This is a genomic window from Roseateles sp. P5_E1, assembly GCF_054049335.1.
This window is the reverse complement of the sequence record NZ_JBFUMN010000036.1, coordinates 30,034-53,539: the sequence shown is the minus strand read 5'-3', so window position 1 is coordinate 53,539 and position 23,506 is coordinate 30,034. Positions and strand designations below refer to the sequence as shown.

Annotated in this window: 22 protein-coding genes; 10 read left to right on the top strand and 12 right to left on the bottom strand. The window is 68.4% G+C overall.

All coding sequences use genetic code 11. The features are described from left to right. Positions 1-618: GntR family transcriptional regulator (locus ACXJKJ_RS21850; RefSeq protein WP_457392358.1), on the bottom strand; the 618-nt coding region annotated here is incomplete at its 3' end. Between the two features lie 113 nt (positions 619-731). Here ACXJKJ_RS21850 and ACXJKJ_RS21845 point away from each other — a divergent pair. Then, entirely contained in the window at positions 732-1,718 is a 987-nt protein-coding gene (locus ACXJKJ_RS21845) for a malate dehydrogenase (protein ID WP_457392355.1), read from the top strand. Positions 1,719-1,922: 204 nt separating this feature from the next. Continuing rightward, positions 1,923-2,345: a universal stress protein gene (locus tag ACXJKJ_RS21840; protein WP_457392353.1), complete on the top strand. Its 423-nt coding sequence runs from the start codon at positions 1,923-1,925 to the stop codon at positions 2,343-2,345. Between the two features lie 81 nt (positions 2,346-2,426). On the opposite strand, the gene ACXJKJ_RS21835 is transcribed toward ACXJKJ_RS21840, so the two are convergent. Both ACXJKJ_RS21835 and ACXJKJ_RS21830 read right to left on the bottom strand, forming a co-directional pair. Further along, positions 2,427-3,086 carry a universal stress protein gene (locus ACXJKJ_RS21835; protein ID WP_457392351.1) on the bottom strand — a complete coding sequence of 220 codons (660 nt, stop codon included), beginning with the start codon at positions 3,084-3,086 and terminating at the stop codon, positions 2,427-2,429. Positions 3,087-3,098: 12 nt separating this feature from the next. Then, on the bottom strand, positions 3,099-3,272 hold the full coding sequence (locus tag ACXJKJ_RS21830; protein WP_457392349.1) for a hypothetical protein: 174 nt from the start codon (positions 3,270-3,272) through the stop codon (positions 3,099-3,101). Between the two features lie 208 nt (positions 3,273-3,480). On the opposite strand from ACXJKJ_RS21830, the gene ACXJKJ_RS21825 reads away from it, so the two are divergent. Continuing rightward, the gene (locus ACXJKJ_RS21825; RefSeq protein WP_056196377.1) at positions 3,481-4,077 is read left to right on the top strand and encodes an NAD(P)H-dependent oxidoreductase; all 597 of its coding nucleotides are present in this window, start codon (positions 3,481-3,483) and stop codon (positions 4,075-4,077) included. A 48-nt stretch (positions 4,078-4,125) separates the two neighbouring features. On the opposite strand, the gene ACXJKJ_RS21820 is transcribed toward ACXJKJ_RS21825, so the two are convergent. From ACXJKJ_RS21820 to ACXJKJ_RS21810, 3 genes are all read right to left on the bottom strand, one after another. Then, positions 4,126-6,753: a cation-translocating P-type ATPase gene (locus tag ACXJKJ_RS21820; RefSeq protein WP_457392346.1), complete on the bottom strand. Its 2,628-nt coding sequence runs from the start codon at positions 6,751-6,753 to the stop codon at positions 4,126-4,128. 101 nt (positions 6,754-6,854) lie between these two features. Then, complete coding sequence (locus ACXJKJ_RS21815; protein ID WP_457392344.1) at positions 6,855-7,364, bottom strand: c-type cytochrome; 510 nt, start codon at positions 7,362-7,364, stop codon at positions 6,855-6,857. Then, a complete protein-coding gene (locus ACXJKJ_RS21810; protein ID WP_457324724.1) occupies positions 7,361-7,726 on the bottom strand; it encodes a TraR/DksA family transcriptional regulator in 366 nt (121 codons plus the stop codon). Before ACXJKJ_RS21810 ends, ACXJKJ_RS21815 begins: the two co-directional genes overlap by 4 nt. Positions 7,727-7,994: 268 nt before the next feature. Here ACXJKJ_RS21810 and ACXJKJ_RS21805 point away from each other — a divergent pair, with 268 nt between their 5' ends. After that, entirely contained in the window at positions 7,995-9,269 is a 1,275-nt protein-coding gene (locus ACXJKJ_RS21805) for an MgtC/SapB family protein (RefSeq protein ID WP_457392342.1), read from the top strand. A gap of 29 nt (positions 9,270-9,298) precedes the next feature. On the opposite strand, the gene ACXJKJ_RS21800 is transcribed toward ACXJKJ_RS21805, so the two are convergent. Further along, positions 9,299-10,864 carry a methyl-accepting chemotaxis protein gene (locus tag ACXJKJ_RS21800; protein WP_056196367.1) on the bottom strand — a complete coding sequence of 522 codons (1,566 nt, stop codon included), beginning with the start codon at positions 10,862-10,864 and terminating at the stop codon, positions 9,299-9,301. Between the two features lie 150 nt (positions 10,865-11,014). On the opposite strand from ACXJKJ_RS21800, the gene ACXJKJ_RS21795 reads away from it, so the two are divergent. The 5 genes from ACXJKJ_RS21795 (at position 11,015) to ACXJKJ_RS21775 (ending at position 16,185) form a co-directional block, all read left to right on the top strand. Next, complete coding sequence (locus tag ACXJKJ_RS21795) at positions 11,015-12,028, top strand: HpcH/HpaI aldolase/citrate lyase family protein (RefSeq protein ID WP_457392340.1); 1,014 nt, start codon at positions 11,015-11,017, stop codon at positions 12,026-12,028. A 127-nt stretch (positions 12,029-12,155) separates the two neighbouring features. Next, a complete protein-coding gene (locus tag ACXJKJ_RS21790; RefSeq protein WP_157281448.1) occupies positions 12,156-12,770 on the top strand; it encodes a hypothetical protein in 615 nt (204 codons plus the stop codon). A gap of 104 nt (positions 12,771-12,874) precedes the next feature. Continuing rightward, complete coding sequence (locus tag ACXJKJ_RS21785) at positions 12,875-13,120, top strand: AbrB/MazE/SpoVT family DNA-binding domain-containing protein (RefSeq protein WP_457392337.1); 246 nt, start codon at positions 12,875-12,877, stop codon at positions 13,118-13,120. After that, positions 13,117-13,539: a type II toxin-antitoxin system VapC family toxin gene (locus ACXJKJ_RS21780; protein ID WP_457325515.1), complete on the top strand. Its 423-nt coding sequence runs from the start codon at positions 13,117-13,119 to the stop codon at positions 13,537-13,539. Before ACXJKJ_RS21785 ends, ACXJKJ_RS21780 begins: the two co-directional genes overlap by 4 nt. Before the next feature lie 36 nt (positions 13,540-13,575). Then, on the top strand, positions 13,576-16,185 hold the full coding sequence (locus ACXJKJ_RS21775; RefSeq protein ID WP_457392335.1) for a bifunctional aconitate hydratase 2/2-methylisocitrate dehydratase: 2,610 nt from the start codon (positions 13,576-13,578) through the stop codon (positions 16,183-16,185). A gap of 68 nt (positions 16,186-16,253) precedes the next feature. Here the strand turns inward: ACXJKJ_RS21775 and ACXJKJ_RS21770 are convergent, their stop codons facing one another. From ACXJKJ_RS21770 to ACXJKJ_RS21750, 5 genes are all read right to left on the bottom strand, one after another. Continuing rightward, positions 16,254-17,267, bottom strand: a complete 1,014-nt coding sequence (locus tag ACXJKJ_RS21770; RefSeq protein ID WP_457392332.1) for an ankyrin repeat domain-containing protein — start codon at positions 17,265-17,267, stop codon at positions 16,254-16,256. Next, a complete protein-coding gene (locus ACXJKJ_RS21765; protein WP_056196348.1) occupies positions 17,260-17,820 on the bottom strand; it encodes a sigma-70 family RNA polymerase sigma factor in 561 nt (186 codons plus the stop codon). Before ACXJKJ_RS21765 ends, ACXJKJ_RS21770 begins: the two co-directional genes overlap by 8 nt. A 53-nt stretch (positions 17,821-17,873) precedes the next feature. Continuing rightward, the gene (locus tag ACXJKJ_RS21760; RefSeq protein ID WP_457392330.1) at positions 17,874-18,734 is read right to left on the bottom strand and encodes a hypothetical protein; all 861 of its coding nucleotides are present in this window, start codon (positions 18,732-18,734) and stop codon (positions 17,874-17,876) included. Positions 18,735-18,857: 123 nt separating this feature from the next. Continuing rightward, positions 18,858-19,130: a flagellar hook protein FlgE gene (locus ACXJKJ_RS21755; protein ID WP_157281445.1), complete on the bottom strand. Its 273-nt coding sequence runs from the start codon at positions 19,128-19,130 to the stop codon at positions 18,858-18,860. A 246-nt stretch (positions 19,131-19,376) separates the two neighbouring features. After that, positions 19,377-20,318, bottom strand: a complete 942-nt coding sequence (locus tag ACXJKJ_RS21750; protein ID WP_457323237.1) for a GGDEF domain-containing protein — start codon at positions 20,316-20,318, stop codon at positions 19,377-19,379. A gap of 125 nt (positions 20,319-20,443) precedes the next feature. Between ACXJKJ_RS21750 and ACXJKJ_RS21745 the strand changes: the two genes are divergently transcribed. Next, positions 20,444-23,506, top strand: coding sequence for an amidohydrolase family protein (locus tag ACXJKJ_RS21745; protein ID WP_457392327.1), 3,063 nt, complete (start codon positions 20,444-20,446; stop codon positions 23,504-23,506).

Sequence of the window (23,506 nt, the reverse complement as noted above, 5' to 3'; positions counted from 1 at the left end):
GAGCAGGGGTGCGCCGTCGGCAACACCCAGCAGTTCGGCGGCCTCGGCGGTGGCCGCCACTGCACGCAGCTTCTCCTCGGCGCGCACCATGTGCACCTGGAAGCGCTCCTCGAACAGCGCGTACAACGTGCCGGGGTAGGCGTTGATGACTTCGCTGCTGAGCCCGCGGAAGTGCCGTTCCGGCAGCCAGAGGTCGTCGAGCACGACAGCGCGGCCGCGCCGCAACAGCAGCCGCCTGACCTCGAGGACGGGCTCGGACGTGCGCAGATGCAGGGCCCGCGCCGTCTCGGCTGTCGCCCGCGCCCGCCGGCAATGCAGCAGCTCGCGCGTGAGGCCGGTGGTGCCATCGTCGGCCACCAGGCGCAGGAAGCGGTAGGCGTCGCGCGGCGCGGTATGCGTCGACACAAAGGTGCCGGCGCCCTGGCGGCGCTCGACGACATGGGCCGCTGCCAGTTCGTCCATCGCCTTTCTGACGGTGCCCGAACTGGCATGGAAGCGCTCGGCCAGCGCGGCCTCGCTGGGCAGAGCGTCGCCCGGCCGCCACTCGCCCGCTGCCAGCGCCGCAACGATCAGTTGGCGGATTTGCTCGTACAGGGGGGCGGGCGGCCTTGGCTTCATTGGGGGCATGCGCGCATTGCAGCACAGGGTATGCCCGTACACTTCCCCGCCTTCAGGCGATGCGCGCGGCGCCGCCTAGACACCAGCTTCATCAACTGTCCCCGGAGATCTCCATGAGCAAGAAACCCGTTCGCGTCGCCGTSACCGGCGCMGCYGGCCAGATYGGCTACGCCCTGCTGTTCCGCATCGCCTCCGGCGAAATGCTSGGCAAGGACCAGCCSGTCATCCTGCAGCTGCTGGAGATTCCCGACGAGAAGGCTCAGAACGCGCTGAAGGGCGTGATCATGGAACTCGAAGACTGCGCCTTCCCGCTGCTGGCCGGCATCGAGGCCCACAGCGACCCGATGACCGCCTTCAAGGACACCGACTACGCCCTGCTCGTCGGCGCCCGCCCGCGCGGCCCCGGCATGGAACGCGCCGACCTGCTGGCCGCGAACGCCCAGATCTTCACGGTGCAGGGCAAGGCCCTGAACGCCGTCGCCTCGCGCAACGTGCGCGTGCTGGTGGTCGGCAACCCCGCCAACACCAATGCCTACATCGCCATGAAGTCGGCCCCGGACCTGCCGGCCAAGAACTTCACCGCCATGCTGCGCCTGGACCACAACCGCGCTGCCTCGCAAATCGCCTCCAAGACCGGCAAGCCGGTCGGCTCGATCGAGAAGCTGGCCGTCTGGGGCAACCACTCGCCCACGATGTACGCCGACTACCGCAACGCCACCATCGACGGCCAGTCGGTCAAGGCGCTGATCAACGACGAAGACTGGAACCGCAACACCTTCCTGCCGACCGTCGGCAAGCGCGGCGCGGCCATCATTGCCGCTCGCGGCCTGTCGTCGGCCGCTTCGGCCGCCAATGCCGCCATCGACCACATGCGCGACTGGGCGCTGGGCACCAACGGCAAGTGGGTGACGATGGGCATCCCCTCGGGCGGCGAATACGGCATCCCCAAGGAAGTCATGTTCGGCTACCCCGTCACCTGCGAAGGCGGCGAGTACAAGATCGTGGAGGGCATCAGCATCGACGAGTTCTCGCAGGAGTGCATCAACAAGACGCTGAAGGAACTGACGGACGAGCAGGACGGCGTCAAGCACCTGCTCTGAGGCGGCATCGACGGCGGGCTCGCCCGTCAGCCAGCTGCGAGACACCCTTGCGAGGGTGTCTTTTTTTTGCTTTCGCTCGCTGCGACAGCCCCGCGCTGCCCAAAAAGCGCGGCCGGGTCAGCCGGATCGATTGACAAAGCGCAAGTCGGCCCCCGGCCCGGGCGCGCAGGATCTGCCCTGCCCCGGATTCACCCAGGAGCCGCCATGAAGATCGTTCTTGCAGTCGACGGCAGCGCGTACACCAAGCGAATGCTCAGCTACCTCGCCGCCCACGACGAACTCGTGGGCAAACACCACGAATTCGTCGCCCTGAATGTGACGGCCCAGGTGCCGCCGCATGCGGCCCGCTTCCTGCCGCACGGCACCTTGCAGGCGTACTACGCCGACGAAGGCGAGAAGGTGCTCAAGCCGGTGCGCGAGTTCGCTGCCATGCAGGGCTGGAGCCTGCGTGAGCACCACGCGGTCGGCCATCCCGCCGAGGTATTGGCCGAGATCGTCAATGAAGAGGCTCCGGACCTGCTGGTCATGGGCTCGCATGGTCACGGGGCTTTCGCCGGTGCCGTGCTGGGCTCGGTGTCCGCGCGCCTGCTGGCCCATACCAAGGCGCCCGTGCTGCTGGTTCGCTAGTCAGCGAAGGTGCCGCCGGCGTCCTACTGCCGGTCACGGCCTGACAGCAGCAAGGAGCGGCCGCAATGCCGCCCAGAATGCTCAGTGCGAAAGCAGCACCGGCACGGGCGAACTGGCCATCAACGTGCGCGTCACGCCGCCGAGCACAGCCTCGCGCAGGCGCGAATGGCCGTAGCCACCGGCGACGATCAGCTGGGCGCCCATGTCCGCCGCGTGCGACAACAGCGCTTCGCCCGCCGCCACCTTGATGGGCACATAGCTGACCTTCACCTTCAGCCCATGACGCGCAAGCCAGAGCCCGATGTCGGCGCCCGGCATCTGGCCGTGATTGCGCCCCACGTCTTCAGGCGTCTCGAACACGGCCACCTCGACACTCGCCGCCTGCCTCAGCAGAGGAAGCGCATCACGCATGGCCCGTGCGGCTTCGCGGCTGCCGTCCCACCCGACCAGCACCCGTGACGCGGCCGGCACCTCGCACTCGCCCGCGAACGGCAGCACCAGCAGCGGCCGGCCCGAGCGCAGCAGCATTTCCTGCGCCATCTGCGCCGACTGGCCGTTGCACGCGTCGTCGGGATTCAGCTGGGAGACCACGGCCAGGTCGCAGTAGCGCGCTGCAAGCGTCATCACTTCACCTGCATAGCCCATCTCGACGCGGCCTTCATAGGAGGTCACACCCAGGAGCGAGACCCGTTCCTGGAAGAGGCGCGCGCAGTCGAGTGCCCGGCTGCGCAGTTCATTCATCGCCGCCTGCTGCTAGGCGGCAAGCCCCCCGCCTCCGGCGCCTTCGGGCGGCAGGGCGTACCACCCGGCCGGCGCAAGGCCGATGAGATGAGCCTCGTACCGCAGGGCCAGCGCCGCGGCAGCGTCCACGCGGCCCTGGACGTTCACTCCACTGTCGAGGTGAACGAGGATGCTCTTGATTCCCATGCTGTTTCTCCATTGACGCCGTGGCGCCGTTGCGTGCGCCAGATGTTTCTCGACGGCKACGGTGGCGTGGTTGACCCCGGTCAATGAAAGCAGGGGTTTCTCGCTGCCGCCGGGTCGGGCTTCCGTTCTTCAGTCGGTGACGCCCTGGAAGCTGAGCCTATTGATCCCGCGCAACGCGGCGCAGGCTCCACCTCGCTAGCCTTGGGTCATGAATACCCATGCGCGACGCGTTCTCCTCATCCTCGGGCACCCTGACGCCACCCGAGGCCACCTCTGCCACGCGCTGGCGGATGCCTATGCCGAGGGCGCGCGGTCAGCGGGCCATGACGTGCGCCTCATGGACGTGGCGACGCTGGATTTCCCGCTGCTTCGCAGCAAAGACGAATGGGACCACGGCGCCCTGCCCGCTTCGCTGCTGCCCGCACAGGAGCACATCCGTTGGGCCAGCCACGTGGTGCTGTTCTTCCCGCTGTGGCTGGGCGACATGCCGGCTTTGCTGAAGGCCTTTCTCGAACAGGTGGCGCGCCCCGGCTTTGCGCTGGGCAAGGCGGGCGATGGGGCGGCCGGCGGCAAGCTGCTCAAGGGCCGTTCCGCGAGGGTGGTCGTGACCATGGGCATGCCCGCACTCGTCTACCGCTGGTATTTCCGTGCCCACAGCCTGAAATCACTGGAACGCAACATTCTGGGCTTCGTCGGCTTCGCTCCGGTTCACGAAACGCTGGTGGGCGGGGTCGAGTCCCTGGGCGAAGCCGGCGTGGCGAAGTGGCTCAAGCGGATGCGCCAGATTGGCGCGAGCGCCGATTGAGCCGCCTTTCGCAGGCCCAGGGGCGCCCGATGCCAACTGCCGCCGGCTTCAGCTTGGCCGCCTTGACGCCGAGGCGCTGCGCAGCCATCCGCTCCATGTGATCCCGGCACCCACTGCCAGCGCCACCGTCACCCAGGCCAGCAAGAGGTCCCCGGGCGCCGGAACGCCAAAATGCAGCAGGCGCCTCGGGCCTGGCACCAGCACGGCGGTCGCAAGCGCCGACGCCGCCACGGCGGCGACTGCCCAGAAGGCCCGGGCGCTGCGACCGGACAAGGCGCGAAGCCCGTTGCCGATTGCCATGTTGGCCGCCACCAGCATCAGGTTTCCGAACGTCAGGCCGACCACCGCCAGCGTGCGGGCCACGTCGGTGTCACGCCCGGCCTGCAACGCCAGCATGTAAACGCCAAGGGTCGCCGCGAGCAGGCAGCTTCCCTGCGCCAAGCCCTGCCACAACATCGACCAACCCACGATGCCGTCGTCTGTGCGCCGCGGCGGCCGCCGCATCAGCCCCGGCGCTTCGGCGGCACCTTCGAAGGCCAGCGAGCACACCGGATCGATCACCATCTCGGTCAGCACCACATGGACCGGCAGCATCAGCGGCGGCAGCCCGAGCAGCAGGGGCAGCAGCGCCAGTCCGGCCACCGGGACATGGATGGCGGTGATGTAGGTCATGACCTTGCGGAGGTTGTCGAAGATGCGCCGGCCCATGCGAACACCGCCGACGATGCGTCCGAAATCTTCGTCCAGCAGCACCAGGCCGGCGGCCTCGCGCGCGACGTCCGTCCCACGTATCCCCATCGCGATACCGACGTGAGCCGCCTTCAGCGCCGGTGCGTCATTGACGCCGTCGCCCGTCATGGCCACGGTCTCGCCGTTGCGCCGCAGCGCCAGCACCAGCCTGAGCTTGTGCTCCGGCATCACGCGGGCGAAGACGCGCACATGCCGCACGGCCTCGGCGAGCTCGGCCTCTCCGAAACCGGCGATGTCGGCCCCGGTCAGGACGCCCCCACGCACGTCGAGGCCGGCCTGCTCGGCAATGGCCAGTGCCGTGGCCGCATGATCGCCGGTGACCATCACCACCGCGATGCCGGCTTCCCGCGCCTGCGCGACCGCATCCGGCACGCTGTCGCGCAGCGGATCCTCGAAGGCCGCCAGGCCCAGCAACGTGAAGTCGTGGTCATGCTGATGCGCCACCGTTTCACCACGCGGCGGGCACGCCTCGGCCACGGCCAGCACGCGAAGTCCCTGTGCGGCCAGGCGCTTCACACGGGCCAAGAGATCGGCACTGCGTTGCGGGTCGAGGTGGCACAGATCGAACACCGCTTCCGGCGCACCCTTGGCGGCGACGCGAAGCCGGCCGGCTGCGTCCGTCCATTCATGCGACATCGCCAGCAATTCGGGGCTGAGCGGAAACTCGCGCGTCAACGTCCAGTCGGGGTGCAGGTGTGCAGTGCCTGCCAGCAAGGCATCGCCTCGCGCGAACAGCGCACGGTCCATCGGGTCGCTGCCATCACGCCGCGAAGCCAGCATGCCGAACTCGAGCAGCCGATGCGCCGCCTCGGGCAGGTCCTTGCCAGCCTCGATCCCGACCTCCATCTCGTCGGTCACCAGGCGGGACAGCTGCATCCTGTTTTCGGTAAGGGTCCCTGTCTTGTCCACGCACAACACCGTGGCTGCACCCAGCGCCTCGATGACCGCGGGACGACGCGCCAGCACCTTGATGCGAGCCAGCCGCCAGGCGCCCAGCGAAAGGAAGACGGCGAGCGCCATCGGGAACTCTTCGGGCAGCATCGCCATGCCGATGGCGACGGCCGACAGCAGCCCCTGCATCCAGTCGCCGTGCACCAGGCCGTAAACCACCACGATCACTGCGCAAATGGCGGCGGCAGCCAGGCCAAAGACACGCACCAGTCGGCGCAGATGCTGCTCCAGGGGCGTTGGTGCCGTTTCAATGGCGGCCAGCGATGCGCCGATGCGACCGACCTGCGTGCCTGCGCCGGTGGCCACCGACTCGATGACGGCGTGGCCCGTGATGGCCAGGGTGCTCGCGTACACGAAAGCACTGGCATTGCGCTCGGGCGACGCCATGGCCAGGCCGTCTTGCACCTGCCACACCCGTTTGTCCACCGGCACCGATTCCCCGGTCAGCAGCGACTCGTCGACCTGCAGCCCGACCGCCTCGCGAACGATACCGTCGGCCGCGACCCGCTCGCCCTCCCCGACCAGGAAGATGTCGCCAGGCACCAGCTCACGCGCCGGGATGCGTGCCATGCGCCCGTCACGCACGACGCGCACCTGCGGTGCAGACAGCGTGCGCAAGGCAGCCAGCGCATGCTCGCTGCGCCGCTCCTGCATGACGACGAGGCCCACCGTGACAACAGCGAAGAAAGCCAGGAGCAGGCCCTCGCCCAGATCACCCAGCAGCAGGTAGATGGCCGCAGCAGCCAGCAGCAGCAGGAACATGGGCTCGCTGAACACACCGCGAAGCGTGCGTGCCAGGCCCCGCTTTTGCGTGTCGCCCACCTCGTTGGGGCCATGGAGCGACAAGCGCTGGCGGGCCTGCGCGTCGCTCAGTCCTCGAGGCAGCGTGGGCGTGGACTGGGTTGCCTGTGGCGGTGACGCGGGGATGCCTGCGCCGGTCGGCGCCTCGCTCTCAGCGTGCAAGGCGGCCACCATCGAAGGCTGGAAGACCGATCCCCGAGGTGCAGCCCGTCATCAGAGCGACATTTTCTTGAAGCATGGCATTCCCCTGCCGCGAAGGACCTGAAAGCGGCCCCTCAGTCGGGCGCCCGCGGCCGCGAAGGGCGGCCCGCGCCSTGCACACCGTCGGCCCGGGCCGACAGATAGGCGTAGAGGTCGATGATGTGGGCCGTCACGGTGGGGTCGCCCTGCCAGGCAGGCATCACCAGCGCCGCTTCCCGGCCCTGCAGAACCTTTTCAACCAGGGCGCTCTGCGAGGCACCCTGCGGGTCGGACTCCGCCGCCGCGAGGATCCAGTCGTAGCGCCTGAGCACCAGGCTCACAAACTGGTGCGAGCCCATCTCGCGGAGTCTGGGCAGCAGGTCGGGGCCGGCCGCCGTACCGGTCGCCGTTGGGCCGTGGCAGGTCGCGCACTTCTGCTGGAACACCCGCCAGCCGATATAGACCTCGCCTTCCGGCAAGGCGCGGCGCGCCAGCTCCCGGGCGGGTTTGGCGTTTTGCACCTCTACGGCGCAACCGGCGGCCAGTGCGGCCGCGGCGAGTGACGCGAGGGCCAGACGGTACCGCCCCACGCCGTTCGCATTCATGACAGATGCTCCCGGACCGCCTGGCAGCCTGCGCACAGCCGCACGGACGGCAGGGCCGTGAGGCGCGCCACGGGAATAGCCTCGCCACAGTTGGCGCAGTCGCCATAGCCTCCCGCGGCCAGCCGACCCAGCGCGTCGTCAACGTCCTGCAGCTCCCGCAAGTCCCGGGCGGCCTGGAAGTCCTCGGTCTGCTGGCGCTGCATGAGTTCAGCGTCGTCCTTGAGATCCCGCACCTCCTGGGACTGCGTCTGCACCGCTTGACGTGCCAGCTGCGCCGCATGAACCTCGGCTCGCAGCTCGGTCTGGCGGTACAGCAGCAGTTGGCGCAGCATGGGCAGGTGCGCTTGAGTCTGAGTTTCCATCTTGGGCAATCCTTGGTCGGCGAAGGGCCATGCTAGGCAGCCCACCGGCAAATGGATTGCGCTGGATCAAGCCGGACGACTGAAGCCCCGACCTGGCCGCTGCATCGATCGCCGCACGTTGCGGATTGACTGGGATCAACGCCGGCGCTGCACTGGCCGCATAGATTGACTCGTCGTCAGGGCTGCGAGGCAGCCGCCAATCGAGGGACACGCATGCCAATGAATTCAGCCTCGCGAGGCCGGCCGGGCGGCGCCAAAGGCAGCGGGCATGACGCCTGATCTCGCCAGCCGCTTCTTCGTCGCCCTCCTCATCGGCATCCTGGTCGGCATCGAACGGGAGAAGAAGCGGCCGGCCGCGCCTTCCCACACGATCGGCGGCATTCGCACCCATGCCCTGCTGGCCTTGTCCGGCGCGGCGTCGGCCTGGCTCGGGCAGCAGTTGCAGCTTCAGTGGCTCTTCGTGGCAGTGCTCGTGTGCGCGAGCGCAATGGCAATTGCCAGCCACGCGCTGTGGCGCCGGGATGGCAAGGATGCACCTCCCAGCATGACCAGCGAGATCGCCGCCTTGCTCGTCGTGCTTCTGGGCGGCATGGCGGCGACCGGCAATCAGGCGCTGGCCGTGGCCCTGGCCGTGGCGTTGTCGGCAGTCCTCGCCTTCAAGCAGCCCCTGCACGCCCTGGTGGAGCGGGTCGGCCTCGATGACATCCTTGCAGGCATCAAGCTGCTGATTGCGTCGGTCATCGTGCTGCCCCTCGTGCCGAATGAGACGGTGGACCCCTGGCACGCACTGAACCCCTACCAGCTGTGGCTGCTGGTGGTGCTGATCTCCGCACTCTCCCTGGCCGGCTACATCGGCATGCGCTGGCTGGGGCCGGCGCGAGGCGCTGCCATCACCGGCCTTGCCGGAGGCCTGGTCTCTTCGACGGCCACCACGCTGAATTTCGCACGTGACAGCCGGAAGGCCGAAAGCTCCGCCAACGCCAGCGCGGCGGCCGCCGGCATCCTGTGTGCCTGGTTCGTCATGTTCCTGCGCGTGACGACGATCATCGCCATCCTCAATCGGCAGCTGCTGGGCGCCTTGTGGCCCCCGCTGTTGGCCATGTCCCTGGCCACTGGCGCGCTGGCATTGCGGCACTATCTCGCCGGAGCGGTCGCCGCAACCAGCCCCGCCCAGGCAGCCACACCTCTGAAGAACCCATTCAGCCTGGGCGCGGCGATCCGGTTCGGCATCCTGTTCGCCGTCGTCCTCGTCGTGACGAAGCTGGCCCAGCAGCAATTCCCGAGCGGCGGCCTGCTTGCGATCTCGGCGCTCGCTGGCGCGGCAGACGTTGACGCGATCGTGCTTTCGCTCAGCGGCCAGAAGGACGGCTCGCTGACGACGGCCGGGACCGCGTGGGCGCTGCTGGCGGCCCTGCTTGCCAACACGGTGGTGAAGATCGCGATGGTGCTGCTTGTCGCGCGCGGCACGGTGCGCCGGGAGATGGCCATCGCGAGTGTGGCGATCTGCCTGGTGGGTGGCACCTCGGCCTGGGTTTGGCTCTGAACCGAAACTGGGCCACGCCCACCACGGCGTCAGCGCGTGGCCGGCAGCCGGAAGGTCGACACCGTCTCCACCAGCTGCTGGGCCTGCACCTTGAGGCCGTCGGCCGCGGCGGCCATTTGCTCCACCATCGCGGCGTTCTGCTGCGTGGCCTGGTCCATCTGCGTGACGGCCGCGCCAACCTGGCTCACGCCCGAACTCTGCTCGGCACTGGACGAGCTGATCTCACCCATGATGTCGGTCACGCGCTGGATGCTGCTGACCACCCTGTCCATCGTCGCGCCCGCCTGATCGACCAGCGTGTTGCCGCGGTCGACGCGCTCCAGGCTCTGCGAGATCAGCGTCTTGATCTCCCGGGCGGCTTCCGCGCTGCGGCCGGCCAGCAGCCGCACCTCGCCAGCGACGACTGCGAAGCCGCGGCCCTGCTCGCCGGCGCGTGCCGCTTCCACGGCGGCGTTCAGCGCCAGGATGTTGGTCTGGAAGGCGATGCCGTCGATGACGGAGATGATGTCGCCTATGCGGCGCGAGCTGTCGTTGATGCCCTTCATCGTGTCGACGACCTGCTTGACGACCTGGCCGCCTTCCGCAGCGACGTGCGAAGCGTTCTGCGCCAGCTGGTTGGCCTGCTGGGCGTTGTCGACGTTGTTGCGCACGGTGGCGCCGAGTTCGTCCATGGAGGCCGCCGTCTGCTGCAGCGCGCTGGCCTGGCTCTCGGTGCGGGCGCTCAGGTCCTGGTTGCCAGAGGCGATCTCCGAGCTCGCATTGGCCACCGACTCCGAGCCGTCACGCACCTGCTGCACGATGCTGGCCATGCTGTCGCGCATGGCTTTCACGCCCTGCATGACGCTCTCATGGCTGCTGCCCTGCAGGTCGATGTCAACGCTGAGGTCGCCTTCGGCCAGTTGACGCGTGATCTCATTGACGCGCGCGGGCTCGCCACCCAACTGGCGCGTGATGCTGCGCGTGATGGCCAGGCCCAGCACCAGCAGCACGCCGGCCAGCACCCCCACCCCCAGGCCCACCTTCCAAACGCGCTGCCAGATGGCCGCGTCGACCGTGTCCACATAGACGCCCGAGCCGATGATCCAGCTCCAGGGCGTGAAGCCCTTGACGTAGGACACCTTGGGCACGGGCTGCTCGCTGCCCGGCTTGGGCCACATATAGGGCAGGAAGCCTGCGCCGCTGGCCTTGACGATGTCGACCATCGCGACGAAGAGCGGCTTGCCGGTCGGGTCCTTGCTGTTGTTCAGCGTCTTGCCCTCCAGCTCCGGCTTCATGGGATGCATGACCATGATCGGGCTCATGTCGTTGACCCAGAAGTACTCGTTGCCGCTGTAGCGCAGTCCCCGCAGGGCGGCGAGGGCCGACTTCTTGGCGTCCTCGTCGGACAGCTTGCCTGTCGCAACCTGGGCGTGGAAATGCGAGACGACGCCATGCGCCGCCTCGACCGCCTGGCGCACCGCCTGCTGGCGCTCGTTCAGGATCAATTCCCGCTCCGAGAACAGCAGGATGGCCGCAACCAGCAGCACGCCAAGAACAGCGCCGAAGGTCTGCAGGGCCAAGCGGCGGGAAACTCTGAGCGACTCGAGCTTGAGCATGGCTTTGTCTCCGGAGATCGTTGTGCGCAGATGCTGTCACGCCTGGGTCAGATATGACAGTGCGTAAGCACCCTCTTGTTCCCGCAAACGTCGCGATTTCGCGACCGGCGTCACATCTGGCGCCGCCGCCGGCCTGGGTACAGTGGCGCGATGAGCGCACTCCTGCACCCCCGCCAGGCCCTGTTCGGCCACGAAGCCGTTCGGCCCGCGCTGCCGGTCGTCGACCACTACTGCGGCGTCGAGGCCCGCATGCGCAAGAGCCTGGCCCTGCAGGCCGAACTCGGCCCCGTCTTCGACATCACGCTGGACGCCGAGGACGGCGCCCCGGTCGGCGGCGAGGCCGAGCATGCGCTGCTGATCGCCGAACTGGCAACGAGCTCGGCCAACCGCTTCGGCCGCGTCGGCGCCCGCGTGCACCCTTTCTGCCACGCCGCCTTCGAAGCCGACGTCGACACCTTGATCGCCAAGGCCGGCGACAGGCTGGCCTATCTGATGATCCCCAAACCAGAGAGCGCCGAGGACGTCGAGCGCGCTGTGGCCGCCATCGATGCCGCCTGCGAGCGCCACGCCCAACCCAGGCTACCGCTGCAGGTGCTGATCGAAACGCACGGCGCGTTGGGCGAGGTCTTTCGCATCGCCGCCCATCCGCGCATCGAGTCGCTGTCCTTCGGGCTGATGGACTTTGTCTCGGCCCATGGCGGCGCCATCCCCAAGACGGCGATGGAGCTGCCCGGCCAGTTCGAGCATCCGCTGGTCGTGCGCGCCAAGCTCGAGATTGCCGCCGCGGCCCATGCCTTTGGCAAGACGCCTTCGCACTGCGTGGTCACCGAGTTCCGCGATGCCGAACGGCTCGCGGCGGCCGCGCGGCGCGCCGCGCGCGAGTTCGGCTACACGCGCATGTGGAGCATCCATCCCGACCAGATCCGTCCCATCGTCGAGGCGTTCGCGCCGGCCGCCGACGAAGTGGCCGAAGCGGCCGAGCTGCTGCTTGCCGCACGAGCCGCGCAATGGGCTCCCATCTCTTTCCACGACCGCCTGCACGACCGCGCCAGCTACCGCTACTTCTGGACTGTGCTGGAGCGCGCCGAGCGCACCGGGCGCGCCTTGCCCGACGCAGCGCGATCGGCGTTTTTCCCCGTAGCCATCGGGGTAATCGCCGAGTGAGGCACGAACCGGCGTGCAGTCCGTCACGCGGACAATGCCTACATCTTTTCACCGCTGCGCGGCCGCATTGCAGCCATGATTCGCCAGCTTTTTCCACCCTCCTTTCCCACCCCGATTCCAGATGCCGATGACTTCGCTCCGTGCCAGTGCCGCCGCCCTGATCCTCTGCGCCGCCTTGCCCGCCCTGGCCCAGACCGCTCCGGCCAAGCCCGTCGCAAAAACCAAGGCCGCGGCCAAGCCCGCGCCCGCCAAGAAGGCACCGCCGCCGCCGCCCGAGCCTGTGCTGGTCGATGCCGATGAGGCCCAGCTTGCCGCTGCGGAGCGCGCCTACCTGGGCGACTACGCCTGCGAGTTCAAGGAGACCGTGCAGATCGAGAAGCATCCCAAGGTGGCCGGCTACATCAACGTGGCCTGGAAGAAGCAGGTCTTCACGATGAAGCCCGTGCTGTCGTCAACCGGCGCCCTGCGCCTGGAAGACGTGACCGGCCGCACGCTGATGATCCAGATCGCCAACAAGTCCATGCTGCTGGACACCAAGATCGGCCAGCGCCTCATCGACGACTGCGTCCACCCCGAGCAGATCAAGCTGATCGAAGCCGCCAAGGCTGCCAAGATCAACGACCCCGAGGCCGAAGCCGCCGAGGCAGCACGCAGCGGCCTGGGCATCACGCCCACGGCGGCCGAAACACCCGCAGCGCCCCCGGTGGCTGCGAAACCGGCCAAGCCAGCCAAGGCCAAGTGAGTCATTGCTGTTGAAACCCGTGGCTTGGGTATGTAGAATGAATACATACTTTTCGATGCATACCTGAGCCACCGCCTCCGCGGCGCTCAGCCGCTGGAGGCGCCATGGAAGCCACCGTTGCCGAACGCGGGCAGATCACCCTGCCCAAAGCCGTCCGAGATGCCCTCGGTCTGACCAAGGGCACGACGCTCAAGKTCGAGCTTGATGGCGGGCGCATCATCCTGCGCAAGAACGTCGACGACGCGCTGGCCAAGCTGCGCGGGCGCTTCAAACTGCCTGAAGGCGTCACCACCGACGACGTCATGCGCGAGCTGCGTGGCCGCGCCCCCGGCGACCCGGTCGAGCCGTGATCGCCATCGATTCCTCCGTTCTCATCGACCTGCTGGGCGGTGACGTGGGCGCCGAATCCGCTGAAGACTGTCTTCGCCAGGCGCTGGCGCGCGGGCCGGTCGTCGCCTGCGACGTCGTGCTCAGCGAAGTCGTCTCCGGCCTCGGCTTTGGCGCCGAGCTGCTGGATGCGCTGGAAGGCGTCGGCATCGTCTACTCTCCCATCGAATCCCGCGCGGCCGTTCGTGCCGGCGAAATGCAGCGCCGCTACAAGGAGCGCCGCAAGGCCTCCGGCCAGGCACCCGCCGGTCCGCGCACCGTTCCCGACTTCCTGATCGGCGCCCACGCCCTGCTGCAATGCCAGGCGCTGATCAGCCGCGATCAAGGTTTCTTCCGCGACTACTTCAAGGGTCTCAAGGTCATCGTGCCTGGAGCCGCCTGATTCCTTTTCCATCCCCGTTCCGCCAGGAGTTCCCCCATGCTGTCCGCCTACCGCCAACACGCCGCCGAACGTGCCGCCCTCGGCATCCCGCCCCTCGCCCTGGATGCCAAGCAGGTCGCCGAGCTGATCGAGCTGATCAAGGCTCCGCCCGCCGGTGAAGACGCCTTCCTGCTGGATCTGCTGACCCACCGCGTGCCTCCGGGCGTGGACGATGCGGCCAAGGTCAAGGCCAGCTTCCTGGCCGCCGTCGCGCACGGCGACATCAAGGTCGGCCTGATCTCCAAGGCCAAGGCGACCGAGCTGCTCGGCACCATGGTGGGCGGCTACAACGTGCATCCGCTGATCGAGCTGCTGGACGACGCCGAAGTCGCCGGTGTGGCCGCTGAAGGCCTGAAGAAGACCCTGCTGATGTTCGACTTCTTCAACGACGTGGCCACCAAGGCCAAGGCCGGCAATGCCAAGGCGCAGGAGGTGATGAAGAGCTGGGCCGATGCCGAGTGGTTCACCAGCCGCCCCGAGGTCGAGAAGAAGATCACCGTCACCGTCTTCAAGGTGCCCGGCGAGACCAACACCGACGACCTGTCGCCGGCGCCCGATGCCTGGAGCCGCCCCGACATCCCGCTGCACTACCTGGCGATGCTGAAGAACACCCGTGGGGACTTTGGTTCTGCTGGCGGTGCGGCCTTCAAGCCCGAGGAAGACGGCAAGCGCGGCCCGATGCAGTTCATCGAGGACCTGAAGAAGAAGGGCAACTTGGTCGCCTACGTGGGCGACGTCGTCGGCACCGGCTCCTCGCGCAAGTCCGCCACCAACAGCGTCATCTGGGCCACGGGCCAGGACATCCCCTTCGTGCCGAACAAGCGCTTCGGCGGCGTCACGCTGGGCGGCAAGATCGCGCCGATCTTCTTCAACACGCAGGAAGACTCCGGCTCGTTGCCCATCGAAGTGGACGTGTCCAAGCTCGAGATGGGCGACGTCATCGACGTGCTGCCCTACGACGGCAAGCTGGTGAAGAACGGCGAGACCCTGGTCGAGTTCAAGCTCAAGAGCGACGTGCTGTTCGACGAAGTGCGCGCTGGCGGCCGCATCAACCTCATCATCGGCCGCTCGCTGACCGCCAAGGCGCGCGAGTTCCTGGGCCTGCCCGCGTCCACGCTGTTCCGCCTGCCCTCGCCGCCCGTGGCGACCAAGGCCGGCTTCWCGCTGGCGCAGAAGATGGTMGGCCGCGCCGTGGGCCTGCCCGAGGGCCAGGGCGTTCGCCCCGGCACCTACTGCGAACCCAAGATGACGACGGTCGGCTCGCAGGACACCACCGGCCCGATGACCCGYGACGAGCTGAAGGACCTGGCCTGCCTGGGCTTCTCGGCCGACCTGGTSATGCAGTCGTTCTGCCAYACSGCCGCCTATCCSAAGCCGGTGGACGTCAAGACCCACCGCGAGCTGCCCGCCTTCATGAGCAACCGTGGCGGCGTGTCGCTGCGCCCGGGTGACGGCGTCATCCACAGCTGGCTGAACCGCCTGCTGCTGCCCGACACGGTCGGCACCGGTGGTGACTCGCACACCCGTTTCCCGATCGGCATCTCCTTCCCCGCCGGCTCCGGCCTCGTGGCTTTCGGCGCCGCCACCGGTGTGATGCCGCTGGACATGCCCGAGTCCGTGCTGGTGCGCTTCAAGGGCGAGATGCAGCCCGGCGTGACGCTGCGCGACCTCGTGCATGCCATCCCGCTGTACGGCATCAAGGCCGGCCTGCTGACGGTTGCCAAGGCCGGCAAGAAAAACGCCTTCTCGGGCCGCATCCTCGAGATCGAAGGCCTGCCTGACCTGAAGGTCGAGCAAGCCTTCGAGTTGAGCGACGCCTCCGCCGAGCGCTCGGCCGCCGGCTGCACGATCAAGCTGAACCCGGCGCCGATCAAGGAATACCTCACCAGCAACGTCGTGCTGATGAAGAACATGATCGCCGACGGCTATGCCGACGCGAAGACGCTGCAGCGCCGCATCGAGAAGGTCGAGGCCTGGCTGGCCAATCCGGAACTGCTGGAAGCCGACAAGGACGCCGAATACGCCCACGTCATCGAGATCGACCTGGCCGACATCAAGGAGCCCATCCTCTGCTGCCCCAACGACCCGGACGACGCCAAGTTCCTGTCCGAAGTCGCCGGCACCAAGATCGACGAGGCCTTCATCGGCTCGTGCATGACCAACATCGGYCACTTCCGCGCCGCGGCCAAGCTGCTGGGCGGCCAGCGCGACATCCCGGTCAAGCTGTGGGTCGCTCCGCCCACCAAGATGGACCAGAGCGAGCTGATCAAGGAAGGCCACTACGCCGCCTTCGGAACGGCCGGTGCGCGTACCGAAATGCCGGGCTGCAGCCTGTGCATGGGCAACCAGGCCCAGGTGCGCGAAGGCGCGACCGTCGTATCCACCTCCACCCGCAACTTCCCGAATCGCCTGGGCAAGAACACCAACGTGTTCCTGGCATCGGCCGAGCTGGCGGCGATTGCCTCGAAGCTGGGCCACATCCCCTCGGTGCAGGAGTACCACGAGGCGATGGGCGTCGTGAACAAGGACGGCGCCTCGATCTACAAGTACCTGAACTTCGACCAGATCGAGGAGTACGCGGACACGGCCAAGGCCGTGGCGGCCTGAGCCTGAAGGCTTCAAAGCCAGCCCGCCGCGCGCAAGCCCGGCGGGCTTTTTTGCGCCCTGTGGGGCACCTAGCGCAGGACGTGCATCAGATCGCCATGCCCTTGAGCGTCGGCATGGTCTGCGGCCGTCCAGCCTTGGGGATCGCGGTCTGCCTTGCGGGCGCCGGCAGCGAGCAACAGGTTCACCATCTCACGCGACCCGGTGCGCGCGGCCAGCATGAGGACCGTGCGGCCCTGGTTGTCACGCAGGTGGACCGAAGCGCCGGCCTTCAGCGCCGAGCGTGCCGTCGCCAGGTCAGCGTGATCGGCAGCCGCCAACAGGAAGGCATTGGCCGGCATGGTGGCTTTCGCCGATTCGGCGACGTCGGAGGCGGCCAGGCTTTGGGCCATCTGCGGCGCCGCTCGAAACCTGGCCGCGACCCCGCTTGAAACTGCTTCCGACCGCGCCAGCATCTCGGCCTGGCTGGACGCATCGGCCACAGCTCGGGGCGGCAACGGCGCGGCAGCTACCGCCGGTGCAGCGGGTGGTGGCGCGGCAGCCATCACCGGCTCGGCCGGTGGCGACTGCATCACAGGTGGCTCCGGTTTGGCCGTGCCCGCACTCACCTCCGCCTGCCTTTGCAACCGCGGCGGCGTCGCATCCGCCATCATGGCAGGAGCAGACCGTTCGGCACGCGGCTTGGCAAGGCTGGCCTTGGCCATTGTGCGGGGCGCTTCAGCGACAGGCGCGGGCTGGGGCTCGACGGCCGGGCTGGCTTGGGCCACCACCACGGCCGCCGTCGATGCGGGCGCGGCCGCGGCCAGCCGCGGATCGGCTTCCGGTCGCGGCTCGGTGTTTCGTCCTTTCAAGACCAGTGCTGCCGCCACCAGCAGCCCCATCATGAGCAGGCCCAGCGCATAGGGTTGCCAGCGCCAGGCCAAGGCGTTCTCGGCGACGGGCACGGCAGCAGGCGCTTCGGGTCGAGGTAGTGCCGCCATCAGTCGCGCGCGGCGCTGCTCGCGGCCCGCGTCGTCACCCAGCAAGGCTTGGGCATACGCAGCCTCGGCCGCGTCGTTCGGTGGAATGGGGTCGAACTCAGCCATCGCGCCACTCGCTCAAACGATGCCGCAGCGCCTCGCGCGCATAGCGCAGCCGGGTCTTGGCGGTTTCGGGATGGGCCTGGGTCACGTCGGCAATCTCGGCGAGGCTGAGCTCGACCACGGTGAAGAGCAAGAATGCCTCCCGCTGCTCGACGGACAGGCGCAGCAAGGCGCCTTCAACGGCCTCGACCAGGCGCTTGGACACCAGCAGCTGCTCCGGCCCGGCGGCGGCCGAGGCCAGTTGATCCGGGTCGGCCTCGTCTCCCTGCGGCGGACGCGCCCGAACATGGTCCAGCACGCGGTTGCGCAGCACGGTGTAGAGCCAGGTCGAGAACCTGGCTTTTGCGGGCGCGAAGCTGGCGGCCTTGGCTGCAACGGCCAGCCAGCCTTCCTGGTGCAGGTCCTCCACCGTGGCGCGATCCGTGGGGTGCAGCATCTGGCGAACGAAGGCAAAGGTCTTGCGGTCATGGCGGCGGTAGAGCCGGTCGAACGCCCCCATGTCGCCGCGCAGATAGCTGGCGATGAGCTCTTCATCAGCGGGTTCACTCGCAGGCATGCGGCGCGGATGCTACGCCGGCCAGAGGTGGGTTTGCGGCATCGGGCGAGGCCTCACCAGCGCGGCGGCGGATCGGGCACATAGCCGCCGCTGCTGTTGGGGAAGGACCGCGGCAACTGCGCCATGGGTCGGGGCATGATGCCCGCCGCCATCAGATTGGCCTGGCTGTCGTAGTGGATCTCCAGCAACTGCTCGGGCTGTGATGTGCGCCGCTGGAAGCCGGTGTGCGCAATGGGCGACCACTCCGACGCACCATGCCCCGTGCCCAGCTTGGCCCGCACCGAGCGCTCCGCCTCAGCCCGCCCCGCGCTTTCGCGCGCTGGAGCTGCCTGGACTGCAGCGTCCGCTGCCCCACTGTTGAGCCGGCTCAATGGGCTGGGCGCCACTGGCGCAGCAGGCGACACGAGCGGCGCGTCGTAGACCGGCGGCGGCACGTAGACCTCGCGGAATACCGCCGCGCCAATCACGCCGACGTCGGCAGGCCGCCCGGTGCGCGCCGCATAGGAATCGCCCAGCGAGGTGAACTCGAAGGCCGCGATGCGCTCATCACTCTTGCGCCAGCCCGTGATGTCATAGCTCTCGCCCGGGCTCAGTACATAGCCCGACTGGTTGAAGCCCGCGGTGTCGCCGGTGATGGCGTTGACGCCATCCACCGACAGCACCACCAGCACCCGCTCGGCGCTGCGGTTGCTGAGCCGGATGGCGTAGCGCGAGCCGGGCGTGCCCGGGCTGAAGCGGCGACCACGGCTGGCGTACTGGGCCAGCGAGGCGCCGCTGTCGCGGTCGATCAGCTGCATGTCGAGCAGGGGCGGCGACACGACGGCGGCACAACTGGCGTGCAGCCCGGCCAAGCCCGTCAAAGCGGCTAACTGGAGCAAGGCGGTGCGGCGGCGCAGCGGAAGCAGGGAACTCATGGCGGATCCTTCGCAGGGATGGGACCTTTGCTTGTACGGAGCCGCTCGGTAAACGGGGTGAAAAAGCCGGCCGGCCAAAGAAAAAGCGGCCCGAGGCCGCTTCTGTCGCAGGAAGAAGGCCGCTCAGGCCTTGATGTCCAACAGCGCGCCGGTGGTGTTGATCTGCGTCTGCAGCACCTTCAGGTTGGCGACGAAAGAGTAGGCCGCGGACTGCTGTTCGACGATCTCGTTGGCCGGGTTGATCTCGCGCTCGGGCACCTTGTCAACATTGGTCGGCTCGACGCTGGGGCGAGCCTGGTTGCTGCTCGCCAGGTTGGCAATGTTCGCCGCCGACGCGCGCAGCCGCTCGTTCGCTGACGAGATGCCGGACATGGCGGTGGACAAGGGGACGTTCATCGGGATTCAGTTCTCAGGCGCGCTGGCCGCTACATCGACCGCGCTGAAGTGAACTTTAGAACATTTGGCGAAAAACCCCGCATTTCCGGGGTTCGCCCAGGCGTCAAACGTGCGGTTGTTCCGGGCCGAGCGCTGGGCCGCTCCCGAGCCGGCCCGCTTGGGCGATGTGCTTGCGGCTCGATGCCGCAAGCATCGTCGTCCCCTTGGGGGACCGGCCAAGGTACTCCTTGGACGAGGGGCTAGGGGTCAGCCCGCCAGTTCCTCGTAGCCGCCGGTGGAAACGAAGACCCGCACGCTGTCGCCCCCGGCTGCCTTGGCCTCCGTGCAGGCCAGCGCCGCACCGCCGAGCACGGCATCCACCGTTACCAGCGTCGGCTGGATCTGCACAACGCCCAGCGACGCCTTCACGCGGGTGCGGTGCAGGCCCCAGCGCAGGCGGTAGCTGGCGATGGACGAGCGCACCTTCTCCGCGATGATCTGGGCGTAATGCTGGTCGCAGTCGGGCAGCAGGATGGCGAAATGATCTTCTTCCAGGCGCGCGACCAGGTCGGAAGCCCGCACCTTGCTGATCAGCATCTGCCCCAGGCCGTAGAGGAAATGGTCACCCACCTCGGCGCCCATGTCCTTGATGACCTCGCCGAAACGGTCCACGTCAACCCACAGCACCGACACCGGCTCGTTGCGCCGGCTGCCCACATGCTCGCCCAGGCGGCGCTCGAACTCGCGACGGTTGGCCAGCTCGGTGACGGCGTCGTGCTTGGCCGTCCAGGTGGGCTGCAGGCGCAGCGCGCGGGCGGCGCTGACGTCTTCGACGATCCACAGCGACTCGCCAGCGGGCGCTTCCCAGTGCACCGGCGTGGCCTGCAGCCGGCCCCAGAACCGGTGACCGTCGCGCTTGACGTATTCGATCTCCTCGTCCAGCGGTCGACCCGCGGCGAAGGCGGCGGCGGCGCGTTCCTGCAGCGCTGTGTGGGCCATGTCGGTGGTGTGGACGAGGCGCGTAGGCTGTCCGGCCAGTTCACCGTCGTCGTTGAAACCGAACAGGTGGTTGAACTCCTCGCTGACGACTTCGAAGCGCTGGCCGGAAACGAAGGCGACGGCCGTTGGCGCGCGTACCAGCAAGGCTCGCAGGCGGGCGGCGATGGGGTCCTCGGCGGAAGCGGGCGTGCCGGAAGTAGCGCTGCTCATGGGGGTCTCCGAGTCGATCTTCTAGGCCCGACTATCGCAGGACTGAAGGCTTTCGGCCATGACGCAGATCACGGCGTTAGAGTCCGCGTCCTTGCCGTACCACGGCGCCATCACAAGACGAGACGATGCGCTTGCTTCCGGTCTCCCTGCTCGCCCTGCTGACCGGCCTGACCCAGGCCCAGCAGCCCAGTGAAATCCCTCAGGGTCTGCGCGATGCAACGCCACGCTGGCACGCCTTGACGGGCGCGCGGCTGGTGCTGGCGCCGGGCCAGATCGTCGAGAACGGCACCCTGGTCATGAAGGACGCCGTCATCGTCGCCGTTGGTGCCAACGTGAAGCCGCCGGCAGGCGCCCGGGTCTGGGCGCTGCAGGGCCGCACCGTCTATGCCGGCTTCATCGACGCTGCCAGCAGCGTCGGCCAGAGTCGCATGGAGACGTCCAAGGCCAAGGGGCTGACACCCGGCCAGCGCTGGGTGCGCAGCGAATTCCACCAGGCCACGGCGCTGGAGATCAAGCCCGAGGACGTGCGAGCTGCGCGCGAACAGGGCTTCACGACGGCCCTGTCCCTGCCGCCCGTGGGCGCCGTCTTCCGCGGCCAGAGCGCGCTGATCAGCCTGCGCGACGGCACGGATGCACGCAGCCTCGTGCTGGCGGCCGAGGTGGCCCAGCACCTGGCCCATGAGTACACAACCTTCGACTTCGAGAGCGGCGCCCGCCCGGGCAACTTGAGCTACCCGACCTCGCTGATGGGCAGCATCGCGCTGGAACGCCAGACGCTGCTGAACGCCCGCTGGGCTGCCGGGCCGGCGCCCGCCGGCGAGCGGCGCGAATTCAACGCCAGCCTCGGCGCCCTCGCCCCGGCCCTGAGCGGCAAGCAGCCCATCGTCCATGAGGTGCTGGACGAAGAAGACCTGCTGCGCGTCGCCAGGCTGCGCGACGAGTTCGGGCTCAAGCTGATCGCCCAAGGCACCGGCCATGAATACCGCAAGGCGGCCCAGCTCAAGGCCCTGGGCCTGCCCCTCTTGCTGCCGCTGGCCTTTCCCGCGGCACCCGAAGTCGAGCAGCCCGAGAGCGCGCTGGACGTGCCCCTGCACCAGTTGCAGCACTGGGAGCGTGCGCCCGGCAACGCTGCCGCCCTGCAGGCGGCGGGCGTCGAGTTCGCGATCTCGACGCAAGGGCTGAAGGACGTCAGGAAGGAATTCTGGCCACGGCTGCGCCAGGCCGTGCAGCACGGTCTCACGCCCGAAGCCGCCCTGGCAGCACTGACGACCACGCCGGCCAAGCTGCTGAGCCAACCGCGGCTGGGGCGCCTAGCACCGGGCCAGCTGGCCCACGTCATCGTCGCCAGCGGTGATCTTTTCATCAACGAGCAGGCCGAGGTCGAGATCGCCTTCGTCGACGGCCAGCCGCTGCCGACCGAAGCCTGGGAGCGCTTCGATGCACGCGGCCGCTGGACGGTGAAGGCCGCTGGTGGAGCCGAGCAAACCTGGCAGATCGCCGGCACGCGGGCCAAACCCACGCTGCAGGTCGATGGCAAGACCTGCGAGCTGCAGCAACGCGGCCGCGAACTGCTGTTGCGCTGGCCCTGCGAGGTCGGCGCGAAGGAAAGCCTGCGCCTGGAGGGCCGTGGCCCGTCAATGGCCGGCGCGATGACGCTGGCCGATGGCCGCAGCCAGCCCTGGACGGCCACGCGCATCGTGCCCTACCAGCCGCCTGTGGCCCAGGTTGTCGCCCCACCGCCCCTGTCGCCTGCCACGTTCCCGGCGGGCGTCTTCGGCCGCACGGCGCCACCCGAGCGCCCGGCCGTCGTGCTGGTGCGCAACGCGACGGTCTGGACCAGTGCCGCTGCCGGCAATCTCGAAGCCACCGATCTGCTGGCGCGCGACGGCCGCATCGCTGCCATCGGCAAGGGTCTGGCAGCGCCTGCTGGCGCCGTCGTCATCGACGCTGCAGGCAAGCACCTGACGCCCGGCCTCATCGATGCCCACTCGCACACCGCCATCAACCGCGGCACCAACGAGTTCGCGCATTCGGTGACGGCTGAGGTGCGCGTTGGCGATGTGGTCGACGCCACCGACATCAGCCTCTACCGTCAGCTTGCCGGCGGCGTGACCAGCGCCAACTTGCTGCACGGCTCGGCCAATGCCATCGGCGGCCAGAATCAGGTCATCAAGCTGCGCTGGGGGCTGGATGCGGAAGGCCTGAAGTTCGAAGGCGCACGCCCCGGCATCAAGTTCGCGCTCGGCGAGAACGTCAAGCGCGCCAACTTTCCCCCCAACGACGGCGACCCGCGCTATCCGACGACGCGCATGGGTGTCGAGCAGGTCATGCGCGACGCCTTCCTGGCTGCGCAGGCCTACCGCGAGCGGCGCAAGGCCGACCCGAACACGCGCCGCGACCTGCAGATGGACACGCTGGTCGAGTTGCTGGAACGCAAGCGCGTCATCCACATCCACAGCTACCGCGCCGACGAGATCCTGATGTTCGTGGCCCTGGCCAAGGACTTCGGCCTGGAGGTCGCCACCTTCCAGCATGTGCTGGAGGCCTACAAGGTCGCGCCCGAGATCGCGGCGCTGGGCGCCGGCGCCTCCGGCTTCTCGGACTGGTGGGGCTACAAGGTCGAGGTGCAGGACGCCATTCCCTACAGCGGCGCGATGACGCAGAAGGCGGGTGTGCTGACCAGCTTCAACTCCGACAGCGACGAGCTGGCGCGCCGCCTCAACACCGAGGCGGCCAAGGCGCTGCGCTATGGCGGCAAGGCCTGGGGGATGAGCGAGGCCGAGGCGCTGAAGTTCGTGACCATCAACTCGGCCAAGCAGTTGCGCATCGACAGGCGCGTCGGCTCGCTGGAAGTGGGCAAGGACGCCGACTTCGTCATCTGGAGCGCAAGCCCGCTGTCGAGCGCGGCACGCGCCGAGCAGACCTGGATCGACGGGCGGCGCTACTTCGACCGCGGCGAGGACACGCAGCTGCGCGAGCGTGATAGCGCCGAGCGCGCCCGCCTCGTGGCGCTAGCGATACCCGAGCGCGCCAAAGCCGCCGCGCCGCCCGAGGGGCGGCCGGCCACACCGCTGGCCGCAGCGCTGGACCAGCTCGAATTGCAACGCTGGCTGCATGAGGCCAACCGTGATCGCCAAAGCTATTTCGGCGGTGACGCCTGGCATGAATGCACCGTGGACGCGTACTGA